Source organism: Pseudomonas khavaziana, assembly GCF_036704165.1.
Taxonomy (GTDB): Bacteria; Pseudomonadota; Gammaproteobacteria; order Pseudomonadales; family Pseudomonadaceae; genus Aquipseudomonas; species Aquipseudomonas khavaziana.
The window spans coordinates 4,369,180-4,386,802 of record NZ_CP129946.1 but is presented as its reverse complement, the minus strand read 5'-3'; the positions used below and the strand labels follow the sequence as shown (position 1 = coordinate 4,386,802).

The 17,623-nt window shown below is 61.4% G+C and carries 13 protein-coding genes and 3 tRNA genes; all 16 read left to right on the top strand.

All coding sequences use genetic code 11. The features are described from left to right. The first annotated feature begins 23 nt into the window (after nt 1-23). Complete coding sequence (locus tag QYQ93_RS19420; RefSeq protein WP_043051271.1) at nt 24-1,034, top strand: aspartate-semialdehyde dehydrogenase; 1,011 nt, start codon at nt 24-26, stop codon at nt 1,032-1,034. A gap of 161 nt (nt 1,035-1,195) precedes the next feature. Next, nucleotides 1,196-3,721 carry a FimV/HubP family polar landmark protein gene (locus tag QYQ93_RS19415; protein ID WP_338475279.1) on the top strand — a complete coding sequence of 842 codons (2,526 nt, stop codon included), beginning with the start codon at nt 1,196-1,198 and terminating at the stop codon, nt 3,719-3,721. A 584-nt stretch (nt 3,722-4,305) separates the two neighbouring features. Beyond that, nucleotides 4,306-5,130: a tRNA pseudouridine(38-40) synthase TruA gene (truA, locus tag QYQ93_RS19410; protein WP_043051724.1), complete on the top strand. Its 825-nt coding sequence runs from the start codon at nt 4,306-4,308 to the stop codon at nt 5,128-5,130. A 64-nt stretch (nt 5,131-5,194) separates the two neighbouring features. Beyond that, on the top strand, nt 5,195-5,827 hold the full coding sequence (locus tag QYQ93_RS19405; RefSeq protein WP_043051725.1) for a phosphoribosylanthranilate isomerase: 633 nt from the start codon (nt 5,195-5,197) through the stop codon (nt 5,825-5,827). A 243-nt stretch (nt 5,828-6,070) separates the two neighbouring features. After that, nucleotides 6,071-6,991, top strand: coding sequence for an acetyl-CoA carboxylase, carboxyltransferase subunit beta (gene accD, locus QYQ93_RS19400; protein ID WP_032888267.1), 921 nt, complete (start codon nt 6,071-6,073; stop codon nt 6,989-6,991). Continuing rightward, nucleotides 6,988-8,295, top strand: a complete 1,308-nt coding sequence (gene folC / locus QYQ93_RS19395) for a bifunctional tetrahydrofolate synthase/dihydrofolate synthase (RefSeq protein ID WP_338475278.1) — start codon at nt 6,988-6,990, stop codon at nt 8,293-8,295. The genes accD and folC overlap by 4 nt, the downstream gene beginning before the upstream one ends. Continuing rightward, nucleotides 8,279-8,938: an SPOR domain-containing protein gene (locus QYQ93_RS19390; RefSeq protein ID WP_043051727.1), complete on the top strand. Its 660-nt coding sequence runs from the start codon at nt 8,279-8,281 to the stop codon at nt 8,936-8,938. Before folC ends, QYQ93_RS19390 begins: the two co-directional genes overlap by 17 nt. Nucleotides 8,939-9,187: 249 nt before the next feature. Continuing rightward, nucleotides 9,188-9,745, top strand: coding sequence for a CvpA family protein (locus tag QYQ93_RS19385; RefSeq protein WP_005789751.1), 558 nt, complete (start codon nt 9,188-9,190; stop codon nt 9,743-9,745). 41 nt (nt 9,746-9,786) lie between these two features. Beyond that, the gene (gene purF / locus QYQ93_RS19380; protein ID WP_015884965.1) at nt 9,787-11,292 is read left to right on the top strand and encodes an amidophosphoribosyltransferase; all 1,506 of its coding nucleotides are present in this window, start codon (nt 9,787-9,789) and stop codon (nt 11,290-11,292) included. Nucleotides 11,293-11,357: 65 nt separating this feature from the next. After that, complete coding sequence (locus QYQ93_RS19375; protein ID WP_043051728.1) at nt 11,358-12,569, top strand: O-succinylhomoserine sulfhydrylase; 1,212 nt, start codon at nt 11,358-11,360, stop codon at nt 12,567-12,569. 11 nt (nt 12,570-12,580) lie between these two features. Further along, nucleotides 12,581-13,345, top strand: coding sequence for an SDR family oxidoreductase (locus QYQ93_RS19370; RefSeq protein ID WP_043051729.1), 765 nt, complete (start codon nt 12,581-12,583; stop codon nt 13,343-13,345). A 108-nt stretch (nt 13,346-13,453) separates the two neighbouring features. Continuing rightward, a tRNA-Val gene (locus QYQ93_RS19365) sits at nt 13,454-13,529 on the top strand. 55 nt (nt 13,530-13,584) lie between these two features. Beyond that, nucleotides 13,585-13,661 (top strand) — tRNA-Asp (locus QYQ93_RS19360). Between the two features lie 105 nt (nt 13,662-13,766). Then, nucleotides 13,767-13,843, top strand: a tRNA-Asp gene (locus QYQ93_RS19355). Nucleotides 13,844-14,258: 415 nt separating this feature from the next. Next, a complete protein-coding gene (locus QYQ93_RS19350) occupies nt 14,259-17,090 on the top strand; it encodes a xanthine dehydrogenase family protein molybdopterin-binding subunit (protein ID WP_338475277.1) in 2,832 nt (943 codons plus the stop codon). After that, nucleotides 17,083-17,622, top strand: coding sequence for a (2Fe-2S)-binding protein (locus QYQ93_RS19345; protein ID WP_043049549.1), 540 nt, complete (start codon nt 17,083-17,085; stop codon nt 17,620-17,622). Before QYQ93_RS19350 ends, QYQ93_RS19345 begins: the two co-directional genes overlap by 8 nt. Nucleotide 17,623: the final 1 nt, after the last annotated feature.

Here is a 17,623-nt window from a genome sequence, read left to right as displayed (position 1 = left end):
CGTAACGCCCGAGGCAACCCCCCATGACCCAGACCTTTGAAATCGCCGTGATCGGCGCCACCGGCACCGTGGGTGAAACCCTGGTGCAGATTCTTGAAGAGCTGAATTTCCCGGTGGGCACCTTGTATTTGCTGGCGGGCAGCAACTCGGCGGGGGCTTCGGTACCGTTTCGTGGCAAGAACGTGCGGGTCAAGGAGGTCGACGAGTTCGATTTCAGCAAGGCGCAGTTGGCCTTCTTCGCGGCAGGCCCGGCGGTGACCCTGAGCTTCGCCCCGCGTGCCACGGCCGCCGGTTGTTCGGTGATCGACTTGTCCGGCGCACTGCCAGCCGAGCAGGCACCGCAAGTAGTACCGCAGGCTAACGCCCATGTGCTGAAGGGTTTGAAAAAGCCGTTTCAGCTCGGCAGCCCAAGCCCTTGCGTCGCCTACCTTGCGGTAGTGCTGGCGCCGCTGCGTGGTTTGGTGGACATCCAACGCGTCAGTGTCACCGCCAACCTGGCAGTCTCCGCCCAGGGCCGCGAAGCCGTCAGCGAGTTGGCCCGCCAGACAGCCGAGCTGTTGAACGTGCGTCCGTTGGAGCCGAAGTTCTTCGACCGGCAAATGGCTTTCAATCTATTGGCACAAGTCGGTACTCCAGACGCCCAAGGTCATACAGAGCTGGAGAAACGCCTCGTACACGAGTTGCGTGCCGTGCTGGAAACACCGTTGCTAAAGATTTCCGCCACCTGCGTTCAAGCCCCGGTGTTTTTTGGCGATAGCCTGACTGTGTCGCTGCAACTGGCCGCGCCGGTCGACTTGGCCGCGGTGAACCGCGCCCTCGACGCTGCGCCTGCTATCGAGCTGGTCGAGGAGGGCGATTACCCAACGGCTGTAGGCGACGCTGTCGGCCAGGACGTTGTATACGTAGGACGAGTTCGCGCAGGAGTCGACGACCCCGCGGAACTAAATCTGTGGCTGACGTCAGATAACGTACGCAAGGGCTCGGCCCTGAACGCTGTGGAGCTGGCGCAGTTGTTGATAAAAGGCCTTGTGTAAAAGATACTTGGCGGCAATTTGTAGATTGATTCTAGCCAGGCGCTATGCTTGGCCCCAAGTGGAACACAAGCGCGTCGGTAACCTATCGGCTCGCCATGCCTTATGGCAGCGGTTACCAACCTTCTCGCAGGGCGGGGAGTGTTCAAACAAAGGATGAGGCTATGGTTCAAGTTCGCAAACTGGTGTTAGCAATAGCGGCCGCCTCGGCGCTGTCCTCCGGTATGGCGCAGGCGCTGCAACTGGGGGAGATGACCCTCAAGTCGAAGTTGAACCAGCCGCTGTCGGTGGAAATCGAATTGCGCGACGTGGGCGGCCTCACCGCGTCTGAGATCACGCCAAGCCTGGCTTCGGCCCAGGCCTTCGTGGATGCGGGTGTCGACCGCCAGGCGTTTCTCGATGACCTGACGTTCACACCGGTGATCAACCCCGAAGGTCGCAGCGTGGTGCGGGTGACTTCCAGCAAGCCGCTGCCCGATTCCTATGTGCGTTTCCTGATGCAGGTGCAATGGCCCAACGGCCGCCTGATGCGTGACTACAGCGTGCTGCTCGATCCTGCCAAGTTCGACCAGCCGGCCCCGACTGCCAGCGCGCCGGCCAGCACTGCGCCCGTGGTCAGCCAGCCGGCCCAGCACACCACCACTTCCCGCGACACCTTATGGGAAATCGCAGCGAAGAATCGCAATGGTGCCTCGATCCAGCAGACGATGCTGGCCATTCAGGCGCTCAATCCTGATGCCTTTGTCGACGGCAACATCAACCGCCTGAAAACCGGCCGGGTCCTGCGCCTTCCGGATGCCACACAAAGCACTGCGCTGGCGCAACCGCAAGCGATTGCCGAAGTAAGCGCGCAGAATGCCGCCTGGCGCCAAGGCCGCCGTACCCCTCAAGGCCAAGTGGCCGGCAAGGCGCAGTTGGATGCGACCAAACGCACCCAGGCCGGCAATGCGCCGTCAAGCACCGCAGCCCAAGATAACTTGAGCCTGGTATCGGCCGAGTCCGCCAAAAAAGGCGTGAAGGGCCAGGCCGCTGATAGCCGTGCCCTGAGCGACAAACTGGCGATGACCCAGGAAGAGCTGGACACCACGCGCCGTGATAACGAAGAGCTGAAAAGCCGCGCCGCCGACTTGCAGAGCCAGTTGGACAAGCTGCAAAAGCTGATTCAACTGAAGAATGACCAGCTCGCCCGCTTGCAGGCTGAAAAAGGTGAGCCGGCAACGGCGGCCATGCCTGCGCAGCTGGCCGGCGAGCCCGAGGCAGCGCCGGCAACACCTGCTGCGCCCGTTGCGGCTCCGGCCCCTGAGCCTGCCCCTGAGCCGGTCAAGCCGGCTGCAGCGCCTGCCAGCACCGAAGGCAAGTTCAACGACCTGCTGACCAACCCGATTGTGCTCGGCATCCTTGGCGGCGCAGCCATCCTGGTGGTGCTGCTGCTCTTGCTGCTGTGGGCGCGGCATCGCAATGCCCGCCGCGAAGAAGAAAAACACCTGCGCATGGCCCGGGCGTTGGCCGAAGAGCCCGAGTTTGCCCCCAATATTGACCAGGACCTGCCGCCCGACAGTTTCGAAGGCCTTGAAGTGCCGCCGCCGAGCGTCAAGCTGGCGTCCGCGCCAGCGCCTGCCCCGGTGGTTGAGCCCGTTGTCGTGCCGACTGTCGCCTCTGTGCTCGCGCCGCTGGCTGTTGCCGTGGCCCAGGAGAACTCCAGCGATGCCCTGGCGCAAGCCCAGTCCCATATCGACCGTGGCCACCTGAACCAGGCGGCTGATGTGCTCGAACAAGCCATCAAGCACGAGCCCAAGCGTAGCGACCTGCGTTTGAAGCTGATGGAAGTCTACGGCCTGCAGAACGACAAGGATGGTTTCGTCACCCAGGAGCGCCAATTGGTGGCCAATGGTGAGAACCATGCCCAGGTCGAGCAGCTCAAGGCGCGCTTCCCGGCCATGGCCGTGTTGGCGGCGGGTGTCAGTGCCGCAGTGGCTGCGGCCGCGCTGGATGCGCAATACGTCAAGGACCTGCTCGACGATAAGCCGGCTCCGACGCCCGAGGCGGACACCGCTGCGTTCGACACCGATTTCGACCTGAGCCTGGATGATCTGGAAGCCGCTTCGCCGGCCGAGATCGCGCAAGACCAGCAAACCTTTGAAGCGCTGTTGCAGCAACAGACCGCAGCCAAGCCTGATGCTCAGGACCTGTCGGACTTCGACCTGGACCTGCAGCTGGAGCCGCCGGCGTCGCAGTCCGATGATGAGTTCCTTTCGGGGCTCGAAGGGCAGGTGGCGGATGTGCCGCCGGTAGAACCCCCCACCCTGACACCCGCCGCACTGGACGAATTCGAACTGCCGGAAGACTTCGACCTGTCTCTGGCTGATGAACCGAACGCCCCTGCAGCCAAGCCCGACGCCTTTTCGTCGGAGCTGGACGATGTCAACGCTGAACTGGACCGCTTGTCCCAGAGCCTGGAACATCCGCCCATCGAGCCTTCCTTCACCGCTGAAGACGCGGCGTTGGGCGGTGATGAGCCGGAATTCGATTTCCTTTCGGGCACGGATGAAGTCGCCACCAAGCTCGACCTGGCCCAGGCTTACATCGACATGGGTGATGCCGATGGCGCCAAAGACATCCTTAACGAGGTCTTGGTCGAAGGCAATGAAGGTCAGCGTAGCGAAGCCAAGGAAATGCTCGGCCGAATCTGAAGCCAGACGCTGTAACAGTGTGGGAGGGGGCTTGCTCCCGATAGCAGGGGTGATACCCCGCTATCGGGAGCAAGCCCCCTCTTATCAAACTACAAGTAAACTACTGATTTTAAAGAGTTAAAATTTAGTCCTAACGCCGGATATTTTGGCGGCGGTCCAAGTTGCTGCGCGACGGCGCCACGTCGACGATGTGACCGGGTTGTTGGGTTGTTGGGGCGAGTACATATCCGTTGCTTAGGTAACGGCCACTATAGGTTCCGCCCTTACGGCGGCTCACTTTGCAAAAGCGTTCAAAAGTGAGCCGCTGTAAAAGCGGAACCATAAGTGGCCGTTGCCCAAATAACGGATATGTACCCAGGACGAAAACCAACATCCTGCTCGGCTGTCAGGCTGCCACGGGAACAAGCTCCCTAGTTTGCGGCGCGACAGCGTCACATCGAAGAGGTGGTGGCGGCTCCCACATTTGTTTGGCATCGATCCATAACAAAACGCCCGCCACCCATCCGGCGCCTTTATAATGCCCGCCTTTGCGCAACTCATCAGGCTCTCAGTTCTTGGCAAATATAGATAACGCGGCCGCCGAAATGGCGGCCGCAGGCTTTTACCGCATCGCCCTGGGCGTGGAATACAAAGGCTCGCGCTATCGCGGCTGGCAGCGCCAGGCGTCTGGTGTGCCGACGGTGCAGGAAACCCTGGAAAACGCCCTGTCCAAAGTCGCTGATTCGCCGGTGTCGCTGATGTGTGCCGGGCGTACCGACGCGGGTGTCCACGCCTGTGGCCAGGTGGTGCACTTCGATACCCAGGCCGAGCGTTCAATGAAGGCGTGGGTGATGGGGGCTAATATCAACTTGCCTCATGATGTCAGTGTGAGCTGGGCCAAGGTCATGCCGGCGCATTTTCATGCGCGCTTCAAGGCCATCGCCCGGCGTTACCGCTACGTGATCTACAACGATCAGATCCGCCCCGCGCACCTCAATGAAGAAATCACCTGGAATCATCGCCCGCTGGACGCCGAGCGCATGGCCGAGGCCGCGCAGCACCTGGTGGGTGTGCATGACTTCAGCGCCTTCCGTGCCGGCCAGTGCCAGGCGAAGTCGCCGATCAAGGAGGTCCACCACCTGCGGGTCACCCGGCACGGCAAGATGATCGTGCTGGATATCCGCGCCGGGGCCTTCCTGCATCATATGGTGCGCAACATTGCCGGCGTGCTGATGACTATCGGCACCGGCGAGCGCCCGGTGGAGTGGGCCAGGGAAGTGCTGGAAAGCCGCATTCGCCGCACGGGCGGCGTAACGGCGCACCCGTTTGGCCTGTATCTGGTGGATGTGGAGTATCGCGACGAGTTCCAATTGCCGGAACGCTTTATCGGTCCACACTTCCTCACAGGTTTCAGCGAACTTGGCGGCTGACGCCCGGAAAAGCTTTTGTTACCATCCGGGACTTTCACGGTCCAAACCCTGAGGTTCCTACGATATGCCAGCCGTTCGCAGCAAGATTTGCGGGATTACCCGCATAGAAGACGCGCTCGCGGCAGTCGAGGCGGGGGCGGATGCCATCGGTCTGGTGTTTTATGCCAGGAGCCCGCGGGCGGTGAATGTGTTGCAGGCGCGGGCAATCATCGCCGCGCTGCCGCCATTCGTGACCACGGTGGGCTTGTTCGTCAATGCCAGCCGTTGCGAACTCAACGAAACCCTGGATGCCGTGCCGCTGGACATGCTGCAGTTCCACGGCGATGAAACGCCAGATGAGTGTGAAAGCTATCAGCGCCCTTACATCAAGGCGCTGCGGGTCAAGGCCGGCGACGATATCGCCGCTGCGTGTGCGGCATATAGCGGCGCTCGCGGGATTCTGCTGGACACCTACGTCGAAGGCGTGCCCGGTGGCACAGGCGAGGCGTTCGACTGGTCGCTGATTCCCGAGGGGCTGGACAAACCGATCATCCTGGCTGGCGGGCTCAACCCTGGGAATGTTGCAGCGGCCATCGAGCAGGTGCGGCCGTATGCCGTGGATGTCAGCGGGGGGGTAGAGCAGGGCAGGGGCATCAAGGATCACAGCAAGATTCGCGCATTCGTGCAGGCCGTGCGCAACAGCAGCGTTGGGATGTGACGGCTGGCAGTCTGCCGCCGTCCATAACTACCACTGTGTAAAACAGCCCGGCGCCGCCTGTGGTGGGCCGGAGATGAAGTGGCAACCCTGCGCTTGCAGGTTGTCTGGAAGGCTGAGGATGCAGGCAGGAAATGGCAGGTCGAACGTCTGACCCCGTCCCGCAGGTATCATCGCCACATATGAATTTAGCTCAAGGGCATACGCGGGGCTGTGTTCAAGCCACCGGTACTGGAGAAAGAAAGCATGAGCAACTGGTTAGTAGACAAACTGATCCCTTCGATCATGCGTTCCGAGGTGAAGAAAAGCTCGGTTCCTGAAGGTCTGTGGCACAAGTGCCCATCCTGCGACGCGGTGCTGTACCGCCCGGAGCTGGAGAAGACCCTGGACGTTTGCCCCAAGTGCAACCACCACATGCGTATCGGCGCGCGCGCGCGCATTGACATCTTTTTGGATGCCGACGGCCGCAATGAACTGGGCGCTGACCTGGAGCCGGTCGACCGCCTCAAGTTCCGCGATGGCAAGAAATACAAGGACCGCCTGACCGCTGCGCAGAAGCAGACCGGAGAGAAAGACGCGCTGATCTCGGTCAGCGGCAAGCTGCTGGGCATGCCCGTGGTGGTCTCGGCCTTCGAGTTCTCCTTCATGGGCGGTTCCATGGGCGCCATCGTCGGCGAGCGCTTCGTACGCGCTGCCAACTATGCCCTGGAAAACCGCTGCCCGATGATCTGCTTTGCCGCCTCCGGTGGTGCGCGTATGCAGGAGGCCCTGATCTCCCTGATGCAAATGGCCAAGACCTCGGCGGTATTGGCGCGTCTGCGTGAAGAAGGCATCCCGTTCATCTCCGTACTCACCGACCCGGTCTACGGCGGCGTTTCCGCCAGCCTGGCGATGCTCGGTGATGTGATCGTCGGCGAGCCCAAGGCGCTGATCGGTTTTGCCGGCCCGCGAGTGATCGAGCAAACCGTGCGGGAAAAACTGCCGGAAGGCTTCCAGCGCAGCGAATTCTTGCTGGAGCATGGCGCAATCGACTTGATCATTCCACGTGGCGAACTGCGCCCACGCCTGGGCAACCTGCTGGCGCAAATGATGGGCCTGCCGACCCCTGTGTACGTCGCGCCTAAAGTTGAGCCAATCGTCGTGCCGCCGGTGCCTGCAAACCTATGACCCAACGTACCCTGGGCGAATGGCTCGCCTACCTTGAGCAGTTGCATCCGTCCGCCATCGACATGGGCCTGGAGCGCTCGCAACAGGTAGCGGCCCGCCTTGGGTTGGGCCAGCCGGCACCGCGTGTGATCACGGTGACCGGCACCAACGGCAAGGGCTCCACCTGTGCCTTTGTCGCTGCGCTGTTGCAGGCCCAGGGCCTGAAAGTCGGCGTGTACAGCTCGCCGCACCTGCTGCGCTACAACGAGCGGGTGCAGCTCAATGGTGTCGAAGCCACCGACGAGCAATTATGCGAAGCCTTCGCTGCCCTGGATGCCGGGCGCGGCGATATTTCCCTGACCTATTTCGAGATGGGCACCCTGGCGGCGTTCTGGCTGTTCGAGCGTGCGCAACTGGATGTGGTGGTATTGGAAGTCGGCCTTGGCGGGCGTCTGGATACGGTCAACGTGGTGGATGCCGATCTGGCGCTGGTCACCAGCATTGGTGTCGACCACGCCGATTACCTGGGCGATAGCCGCGAGTCGGTGTCGTATGAAAAGGCCGGAATCTTCCGCCAGGGCAGGCCGGCGCTGTGTGGCGACCTGGATCCGCCGCAACCCTTGCTGGACAAGGTGCGCGAACTGGAGTGCCCGTTCTACCTGCGTGGTCGCGAATTCAATCTTGAAATCGGTGCTTCCCATTGGCAATGGCGCGGGCGTGATGCGCGTGGCAAGGCGGTAGAACTGCTGGATCTGCCACTGCTTAATCTGCCGATGGAAAACGCTGCGCTGGCGCTGCAAGCCTACCTCCTGCTGGACCTGCCTTGGGATGCCGGGCAGATTGCCGCGACGTTGCTGGCGACCAAAGTGGTGGGGCGCCTGGATCGCCGCGCCTTCGACTGGGCAGGCAGGCGCCTGAACCTGTTGTTGGATGTGGGGCATAACCCCCATGCTGCCTACTACCTGGCGCAGCGTCTGTCGCGCACGCCACCGGCCGGCCGTCGCCTGGCGGTGTTCGGGTTGTTGGCCGACAAAGACCTCGACGGCGTGGTTGCGCCGTTGCTGGGCAGCGTTCAGTCTTGGGCCGTTGCGCCGTTGGATACGCCGCGTAGCCGCCCGGCGGTTGAGCTGGAAGTTGCGTTGCAGAACCTTGGTGCGCCGGTGGCGTCGTATGCAAGCGTCACCGCTGCCCTCGAGGCTCAGTGTGCGGTAGCGACCGCCGACGACGAAATCCTGTTGTTCGGATCATTTTATTGTGTCGCCGAGGCGCTCGAATGGTTGGCCCGGCGCTCCACGGAGGAAGCTGCACATGGCATTACTGGATAGCGCATACAAGCAGCGAATGGTCGGAGCCCTGGTGTTGGTGGCATTGGCGGTGATTTTCCTGCCGATGCTGTTTTCCCGCCAGGATGAACAGCGCCAGGTCGTGGTTGAGGCGCCTGCTGCACCCCAGGCGCCTGTGGTGCCTCAGGTTCAGGTCGAGCCGGTGGTGGTGCCTGAGCCCCAGGCATTGCCAGAGGAAGAACCCGTGCCGACTGACGAGGAGGTCGCCGCGCAAGAGGCGCCTTCGATGCCGGTGCAGCCGAGTGTGCCGGTGGTCAAACCGACACCGGCCCCGACAGTCGCCGCCAAACCGGCTGCGCCTGCACCGGCGCCCAAGCCGGTAGCGCCGCAGCCTGCCGCGCCGGGTAAGCCGGACGTGGGCCAGAGTCGCATCGACCCCAATGGCCTGCCGATCAGTTGGTCGATCCAACTGGCCAGCCTGGCCAATCGCGAAAGTGCCGATGCCTTGCAGAAAAAGCTGCGGGCCCAGGGCTATAACGCTTATATCCGCAGCGCCGACGGCAAGAATCGCGTGTTTGTCGGGCCGCTGATCGAACGTGCCGAGGCTGATCGCCTGCGGGACTTGCTGGGGCGCCAGCAGAACCTCAATGGGTTTGTGGTGCGCTTCCAGCCTGAGCGCGGATGATTCAAGCAGGCATTAACGCAATCTAAGTGTGGGAGGGGGCTTGCTCCCGATAGCGGTGGGTCAGTCAGTACATCTGATACTGACACACTGCAATCGGGAGCAAGCCCCCTCCCACATTGGTTTATGCTGGGCTTGAAATCGCGTTCATACCGCCCAATCTATTGATTTGCAAAGCACCCGCAATCACAGCTTACCCATCGCTCGGCGCTCTGCTAAAATGCGCCGCCTTATCCGTACGTAGGCTGCACTGTGCCATTTACCTGGGTTGATTGGGCGATCGTTGCCATCGTCGCCATCTCCGCTTTGATCAGTCTGAGCCGCGGCTTCGTAAAAGAAGCACTATCGTTGCTGACCTGGATCATCGCAGGAGTCGTAGCCTGGATGTTCGGTGGTTCACTGTCGGTCTACCTGGCCGGATACATAGAGACACCTTCGGCTCGCGTCATCGCGGGCTGCGCCATCATGTTCATCGCCACGCTGCTGGTGGGGGCAATGGTCAATTATCTTATTGGCGAGTTGATACGTGTCACCGGCCTCTCCGGGACCGATCGATTTCTCGGCATGGCCTTCGGCGCTGCGCGCGGCGCGTTGCTGGTGGTCGTGGCAGTCGGGCTGTTGAGCCTGGGGCCGGTACAGCAGGATTCGTGGTGGCAGGAGTCGGTACTCGTGCCAAAATTTCTATTGGTTGCAGATTGGTCCAAGAACCTCATCCTGGGGTGGAGCAGTCAGTGGCTGGCCAGCGGAATCAGCGTACCCGCTGATCTTCCGTTCAAGGAACACCTCTTGCCGGCGCAAACGCCTCAGTAAGTTGTGTTCAGTCAAGATTCATTAAGTAGGGGTTGCGTCGCATGTGTGGCATCGTCGGTATCGTCGGTAAGTCGAACGTCAATCAGGCGCTGTATGACGCGCTAACCGTCCTCCAGCACCGCGGCCAGGACGCTGCCGGTATTGTGACCAGCCACGACGGCCGGTTATTCCTGCGCAAGGACAATGGCCTGGTGCGTGACGTGTTCCATCAGCGTCACATGCAGCGCCTCGTCGGGCACATGGGCATTGGCCATGTGCGCTACCCGACTGCCGGTAGCTCGACCTCGGCCGAGGCTCAACCGTTCTACGTTAACTCGCCTTACGGCATTACCTTGGCGCACAACGGCAACCTGACCAACGTTGAACAACTGGCCAAGGAGATTTACGAATCTGACCTGCGCCACGTCAACACCAGTTCCGACTCGGAAGTGCTGCTCAACGTGTTCGCCCACGAGTTGGCCCAGCGCGGCAAGCTGCAGCCGACCGAAGAAGACGTGTTCGCCGCCGTGACTGACGTACACAACCGTTGCGTCGGTGGCTACGCGGTAGTGGCGATGGTCACCGGTTATGGCATCGTCGGTTTCCGCGACCCCCACGGCATCCGCCCGATCGTGTTCGGCCAGCGTCACACCGACGAAGGCGTCGAGTACATGATCGCGTCCGAAAGCGTGTCCCTGGATGTGCTGGGCTTCACCCTGATCCGCGACCTGGCGCCGGGCGAGGCTGTCTACATCACCGAAGACGGCAAGCTGCACACCCGCCAGTGCGCCGTGGCGCCGAAGCTCACCCCGTGCATCTTCGAACACGTCTACCTGGCGCGTCCGGATTCGATCATCGACGGCGTTTCGGTCTACAAGGCGCGTCTGCGCATGGGCGAGAAGCTTGCCGAGAAGATTCTGCGCGAGCGTCCTGAGCATGATATCGACGTGGTCATCCCGATTCCGGACACCAGCCGTACCGCTGCCCTGGAACTGGCCAACCACCTGGGCGTCAAGTTCCGCGAAGGCTTCGTCAAGAACCGCTACATCGGCCGTACCTTTATCATGCCGGGCCAGGCAGCCCGCAAGAAGTCGGTGCGCCAGAAGCTCAACGCCATTGAGCTTGAGTTCCGTGGCAAGAACGTGATGCTGGTAGACGACTCCATCGTACGTGGCACCACCTGCAAGCAAATCATCCAGATGGCCCGCGAAGCCGGGGCGAAGAACGTGTATTTCTGCTCCGCAGCGCCTGCGGTGCGTTACCCCAACGTGTACGGTATCGACATGCCGAGCGCCCATGAGTTGATCGCTCATAATCGTTCGACCCAGGATGTGGCCGACCTGATCGGCGCCGACTGGCTGATCTACCAGGACCTGCCGGACCTGATCGAAGCGGTCGGCGGTGGCAAGATCAAGATCGACCAGTTCGACTGTGCCGTGTTCGACGGCAAGTACGTGACCGGTGATGTCGACGAGGCATACCTGAACAAGATCGAGCAGGCGCGCAACGACTCGTCGAAGATCAAGACCCAGGCGGTCAGTGCGATCATCGACCTGTATAACAACTGAGTAACAACCGGCCCTGAGGGGCCGGTTTTGTATCTTAAATAAAGTATTGAGTAAGGAGTCGCAGCATGAGTCAGGAATGGGATGCCGGTCGGTTGGACAGCGACCTCGATGGCGTAGCTTTCGATACCCTGGCTGTGCGCGCCGGCCAGCACCGTACCCCGGAAGGTGAGCACGGCGACCCGATGTTCTTCACCTCCAGCTACGTGTTCCGTACCGCCGCTGACGCTGCTGCGCGGTTTGCCGGCGAAGTGCCGGGTAACGTGTATTCGCGCTACACCAACCCGACTGTGCGTGCGTTCGAAGAGCGCATCGCGGCCCTGGAAGGCGCTGAGCAGGCCGTGGCGACCGCCACCGGCATGGCGGCCATCCTGGCGGTGGTGATGAGCCTGTGCAGCGCTGGCGACCATGTACTGGTATCGCGCAGCGTGTTTGGCTCGACCATCAGCCTGTTCGAAAAGTATTTCAAGCGCTTCGGCATCGAAGTGGACTACGTGCCCCTGGCAGATCTGTCCGGCTGGGATGGGGCCATCAAGGCCAATACCAAACTGTTGTTCGTCGAGTCGCCCTCCAACCCGCTCGCCGAGCTGGTCGATATCGCCGCGCTGGCCGAGATCGCGCACGCCAAGGGCGCGATGCTGATCGTCGACAACTGCTTCTGCACCCCGGCCTTGCAGCAGCCGTTGAAGTTGGGTGCGGACATCGTGGTGCATTCGGCGACCAAGTTCATCGACGGCCAGGGTCGTTGCATGGGCGGCGTGGTGGCTGGCCGCAGCGAGCAGATGAAAGAAGTGGTGGGCTTCCTGCGCACCGCCGGCCCGACCCTGAGCCCGTTCAACGCCTGGATCTTCCTCAAGGGTCTGGAAACCCTCAGCCTGCGTATGAAGGCCCATTGCGCCAATGCTCAGGCCCTGGCCGAGTGGCTGGAGCAGCAGGACGGTATCGAAAAAGTGCACTACGCCGGGCTCAAGAGCCATCCGCAACACGCATTGGCCCAGCGCCAGCAGCGTGGTTTCGGCGCGGTGGTGAGCTTTGAAGTGAAGGGCGGCAAAGACGGCGCCTGGCGCTTTATCGATGCGACGCGCCTGATTTCCATCACTGCCAACCTGGGCGACAGCAAGACCACCATCACTCACCCGAGCACCACCTCCCACGGGCGCCTGGCGCCGCAGGAGCGTGAAGCCGCCGGTATCCGTGACAGCCTGATCCGTATCGCGGTGGGCCTGGAAGATGTCGCTGACTTGCAGGCAGACCTGGCCCGCGGGCTGGCGGCCTTGTGATCGAGTGGTCCATGGAGGCTGCAGCGGCCACTAACGGGCGCGTTGCGCTGGTAACGGGGGCGGCGCGCGGCATTGGGCTCGGTATTGCCGCGTGGCTGATCAGCGAAGGCTGGCAGGTGGTATTGACTGACCTGGACCGCGAGCGCGGTTCCAGGGTGTCCAAGGTGCTGGGCGAGAATGCCTGGTTCATCACCATGGACGTGGCTGACGAGAAGCAAGTCGCCCAGGGTGTCGCCGAGGTGCTGGGGCAGTTCGGGCGCCTGGATGCGCTGGTATGCAATGCGGCTGTGGCCGATCCGCGCAATATCACCCTGGAAAGCCTCGATCTGGCCCACTGGAATCGCGTACTGGCGGTGAACCTCAGCGGGCCGATGCTGCTGGCCAAGCATTGTGCGCCTTACCTGCGGGCCCACGGCGGTGCCATAGTCAACCTGGCGTCGACCCGGGCCCGTCAATCGGAGCCGGACACCGAAGCCTATGCGGCGAGCAAGGGTGGCCTGCTGGCCCTGACCCACGCCTTGGCCATGAGCCTGGGCCCGGAAGTACGGGTCAATGCGGTCAGCCCCGGCTGGATCGATGCGCGTGATCCTGCTGCGCGCCGTGCCGAGCCGCTCACCGACGCCGATCATGCCCAGCACCCTGCGGGCAGGGTCGGTACGGTTGAGGACGTGGCGGCGATGGTAGCCTGGTTGCTGTCGCGTCAGGCCGGGTTTGTCACCGGGCAAGAGTTTGTGGTGGACGGTGGCATGAGCAAGAAGATGATTTATAGCGAGTAGGGCGGGGTAGCTGTCTTGAAGTGATTTTGTCTTTTTCAGAAAAACTTCAAGCGGGCTATTGACTTAGGTCCGCTACCTGCGTAAATTTCGCGGCCTCAACGAAGCAAAGGGTGATTAGCTCAGCTGGGAGAGCATCTGCCTTACAAGCAGAGGGTCGGCGGTTCGATCCCGTCATCACCCACCACTTCTTGAGAGTCTTGCTTCAGGGCAAGACGCAACGTTAAAGGTTGCACCGACGCGCAGCGGTAGTTCAGTCGGTTAGAATACCGGCCTGTCACGCCGGGGGTCGCGGGTTCGAGTCCCGTCCGCTGCGCCATATTTTCCAGGTTCGATGTATCGGGCTTGAGATTGAACAACCCAGGTTGATCGATCAGATGTTTAAAGGTGGTTGAGGCTTTACGCTCAATCAGCCAAGCGATACGCAGCGGTAGTTCAGTCGGTTAGAATACCGGCCTGTCACGCCGGGGGTCGCGGGTTCGAGTCCCGTCCGCTGCGCCATATCTGCCTCAAGGCCCACTGAACGCCTTGAAGCACAAGAAAGCCACTGGCTGACTTGATCTGATAGCAAAGACCCTGGTCGAAAGACCGGGGTTTTTTGTGTCTGGCGTTTGTAAAACCTCACCATCGTGTTCGCAGCAGCCAACGCCCAATTTCTTGAGCTGCGCCAATATCCCGCATTCACAGGCAAACGGCCGACAGATCGTATCGATCTTGCCGGCCGTTTTGCATTGTTGTGTCAAAAAATTTCCATGTGGTTATTTGCCGCAGGCGCAGAAACCTTTAAAGTTAACCCTTCGGTCAACTTTGAACTGTCATCATGGCCTTTTAGTTCGTCCAGAAAGGCTTCTGCAAGTCTCCAGATTCGCTGCACTTAACCATAAGGGCGGATGTATAACCGCTCAGAGGATGATCCATGTCCAACCGTGAAATAACCCGGCGCTCGTTCCTCCAGGGCGGGCTGGTGGCGGGTGTGAGCGTCACGCTCACGCCGCTCAGCACCCAGGCGCTGGCGGCCTTGATGGAAAACAGCGTCACCGTGCCCTCCGAAAAATGGCTGGGCAATAACGGCAAGGCGCGCCAGCGTAACGATGCCTTGTCGAAAGTCTGTGGCAGTAAAGTCTTCGCCCGCGACATCCGTTCCAAGGACATGCCCGGCTGGCCTGTGCAGCAAGGTCACGCCATGCTGCTCAAGACCACCAAGGCCGACCATATCTATGCGGGCTACGACCTGGCGTGGCTCGGCGCCGGCCTGCAGCCGGACCGTATTGTTACCGCTGCCGACCTGGACAACGACGGTATCGTGTTCCCGGAAGAACATGCTCCGGATCCACTGTTGCCGGAAGGCAAGGTGCCGATGTTCATCGGTCATCCGGTGGCGATCCTGATCTGGAACGATTTCGAGCGGTTCCGTCAGGCAAAAAACAAACTCAAGTTCAATGACAAGGCGATTCGTTACGGCGCCAAAGTGCCGTACTACGAAGGCGACCCTTACGGTAGCTTTCGCTACGTGCGCGTTGGCGGCCCGACCTCGGCAGATGAGGATGAATTCGCCAGTCTCAAGGATTCGATCCTGTTCCCGATGCTGAAAAACCGGCGCCCGGTGTGGAATTCCCAGCCGAACCTGCACGGCAACCTGACCGAGCGCGGTCTGTTCTACGCCGACCGCATGAAGAGCCAGCTCAACACGCCGCCGGATAACTGGTTGGTGTTCGACGAGCGCTACAAAACCCCATCGATCGAACCGGCGGCCATGGAGCCGGATAACGGCAACGGCTGGTACGATCCAGCGACCAAGACCCTGCACTTTGTGGTGGCCACCCAGTGCCCATTGGAAGTTGCGACCGAGACCGCAAAAATGATCTCGCCGTCGCGCTTCGGCCTGGCCAACCTGAATATGCACCCCGGTTATACCGTGGGTTACGGCTCCAAAGACCACAATATCTTTGTCTACTACGCAGCCCTCGCAGCCTTGTATGGCGGCGGCGTGCCGGTGCGCCTGGCCAATGACCGTTACGAGCAGTTCCAGAGCGGCATCAAGCGTCACCCGTTCGACATCCGCTACCAGTTGGCTGTCGACAAGAACGACCACAGCTTCAAGATCTTCCTGGCTGATATGAGCGTCGATGGCGGTGGCCGGGTCAACTACAGCCCCTCGGTCGCCGCAGTAGGCGCCACGGCTGCGCAATCGATCTACTACATGCCGCAGAACGACCTGCAAGTCACCGCCTATCACTCGCGGGGCGTTGAAGCCGGTTCGATGCGCGGGTACGGCACCCTGCAGAGCATGGCCGCGACGGAAATGATGGTCGACGAAATCGCCGGTCGTCTCGGTGTGGATGCCATCGAGCTGCGTCGCAAGAATGCCCTGCGTTCGGGCATGAAGAACACCCAGGGCGCCATTCCTGCCGGTGCCTTGCGCCTGCACGAAATTCTCGACAAAGCCGCTGTGCACGACGTGTGGAAGAACCGCGACGCGATCAAGAAACAACGCGAAGCCGCTGACCCGGACAACTGGTACGGCGTCGGTTTTGCCATCTGCCAGAAAGACTTCGGTACCGGTTCCGAAGCGCCGATGGCCAGTATCGAGTTCAGCGCAGACGGTCGCATCAGCCTGCGCCACATCGGTATCGAAATCGGCACCGGCATGTCTACCTCGCAGTCGCTGGTGGTGGCTGATTTCCTCGGCAGCCCGGCACACGAAGTGAAGACCGGCGAAACAGAATGGAAGGAGATGCAGCTGATCACCAGCGGCAACCCTTACATCATGAGTCAGGCCGAGCAGGACAACCTGCTGCGCAACCCGCGTTGGGTAGGCAAGCTCGCTTCGGCGTCTTCGGCCACCAACTCGGCGTATTACTTCAGCCATGCCACCCGTGAAGCGGCGCGCGTGCTGTTCAACCACGGATTGTGGCCGGCGGCGTTGGAGATCTGGCGTCAGGGTCCGTTCGGCGGCCAGGCCAACCCCTATGTGGTACGCCGTGAGGATGCGCATTGGGTCGACGGCAAGCTCACCGCCAACGGCATGCAACCGTTGAGCTTCGAGGTGTTGGCCAAGCACGCCCACGAGCGTGGCCTGGTCACCGCTGCCACTGTCCACGGGTTCAACCGCTGGAGCTGGGCAGAGGCTGAATACAGCATCGACGGCGTTCGCGAGCGCCTGCCCCTCGACGGTCTGGCGGTGAAGTACGGCGACGGTGCGCCGAAAGCCAAGCAAGCGCTGATGAGCACCGCCGGTTTCCACCTGTTGGACCGCCAGAACATCAGCTACCCCGCGACGCAGTTGAACAACGCTGCCGTGACTTACTACAGCCCGGTGGCCACATTGGTCGAGTTGAAGGTCAACAAGGGCTCGGCGCAGGTCGAAGTGCTCAATCACCATTCGTGGATCGAGTGCGGCCGTGTGTTGGTGGAGGAATTGGTTAAAGGCCAGCTAGAAGGCGGTGTCGCCATGGGTATCGGTCACGCGTTGATGGAGGAGATGCCGCTGTACGAAGGCGGGCCGGGGGAGGGCGACTGGAACTTCAACCGTTACCGTCTGCCGATGGCGCGTCACGTAGCCGTGTGGAAGCAAACGTCGGAGATTCTGCCGGCGCTGTCGCCAAGCGACCCGTCCAAGGGGATCGCTGAAGTGGTGATGATCCCGATCGTCGGGGCCATCGGTAATGCCGTGGCCCACGCCATCGGTAAACGTGTTCGCGACCTGCCAATCACGGCTGCGCGCATCAAGGAGGCCCTCAATGGCTGACCGTCCGCTTCAACTGACCCTCAATGGTCAATCCGTCGGCCCGGTGGACATCCCTGATGACCTGCCGATGATCGATTACCTGCACGAATACAAAAACCTTACCGGCTCGCGTCTAGGCTGCGGCCAGGGTATTTGCCACGCTTGCGTGGTGATCGTCGACAACCCGGACGGCACCAGCGAGGAAGTGCGCACGTGCATCACTGGCGCGCATTACTTTGAAGGCAAGAAAGTGCGCACCATCGAATCCCATGCCAAGCGCGACGAGTCGGGGCAGGTCACAGAGCTGAACCCGATCCAGCAGCGCTTTGTGGACGAGTTCGCGTTCCAGTGCAGCTACTGCGCACCGGGCTTCGTCAACGCGGCGACGGTGCTGGTGGAAAAGCTGCAACGCCAGCCGATTGTGCAAAGCCAGCTGGAACAGGTTATCGAAGACAGCCTGGGCCATCACATCTGCCGGTGCACCGGGTATGTGCGTTACTACAACGCCACCCGCAACGTGCTGAACGATCTCGGTCTGGTCAAGGAGGGTTAAG

Excerpts from the sequence above, each read along its gene's own strand:
- QYQ93_RS19420 (WP_043051271.1), top strand. The coding sequence starts at position 24 with ATGACCCAGACCTTTGAAATCGCCGTGATCGGCGCCACCGGCACCGTG.
- QYQ93_RS19415 (WP_338475279.1), top strand. The coding sequence starts at position 1,196 with ATGGTTCAAGTTCGCAAACTGGTGTTAGCAATAGCGGCCGCCTCGGCG.
- truA (WP_043051724.1), top strand. The coding sequence starts at position 4,306 with ATGGCGGCCGCAGGCTTTTACCGCATCGCCCTGGGCGTGGAATACAAA.
- QYQ93_RS19405 (WP_043051725.1), top strand. The coding sequence starts at position 5,195 with ATGCCAGCCGTTCGCAGCAAGATTTGCGGGATTACCCGCATAGAAGAC.
- accD (WP_032888267.1), top strand. The coding sequence starts at position 6,071 with ATGAGCAACTGGTTAGTAGACAAACTGATCCCTTCGATCATGCGTTCC.
- folC (WP_338475278.1), top strand. The coding sequence starts at position 6,988 with ATGACCCAACGTACCCTGGGCGAATGGCTCGCCTACCTTGAGCAGTTG.
- QYQ93_RS19390 (WP_043051727.1), top strand. The coding sequence starts at position 8,279 with ATGGCATTACTGGATAGCGCATACAAGCAGCGAATGGTCGGAGCCCTG.
- purF (WP_015884965.1), top strand. The coding sequence starts at position 9,787 with ATGTGTGGCATCGTCGGTATCGTCGGTAAGTCGAACGTCAATCAGGCG.
- QYQ93_RS19375 (WP_043051728.1), top strand. The coding sequence starts at position 11,358 with ATGAGTCAGGAATGGGATGCCGGTCGGTTGGACAGCGACCTCGATGGC.
- QYQ93_RS19370 (WP_043051729.1), top strand. The coding sequence starts at position 12,581 with ATGGAGGCTGCAGCGGCCACTAACGGGCGCGTTGCGCTGGTAACGGGG.
- QYQ93_RS19350 (WP_338475277.1), top strand. The coding sequence starts at position 14,259 with ATGTCCAACCGTGAAATAACCCGGCGCTCGTTCCTCCAGGGCGGGCTG.
- QYQ93_RS19345 (WP_043049549.1), top strand. The coding sequence starts at position 17,083 with ATGGCTGACCGTCCGCTTCAACTGACCCTCAATGGTCAATCCGTCGGC.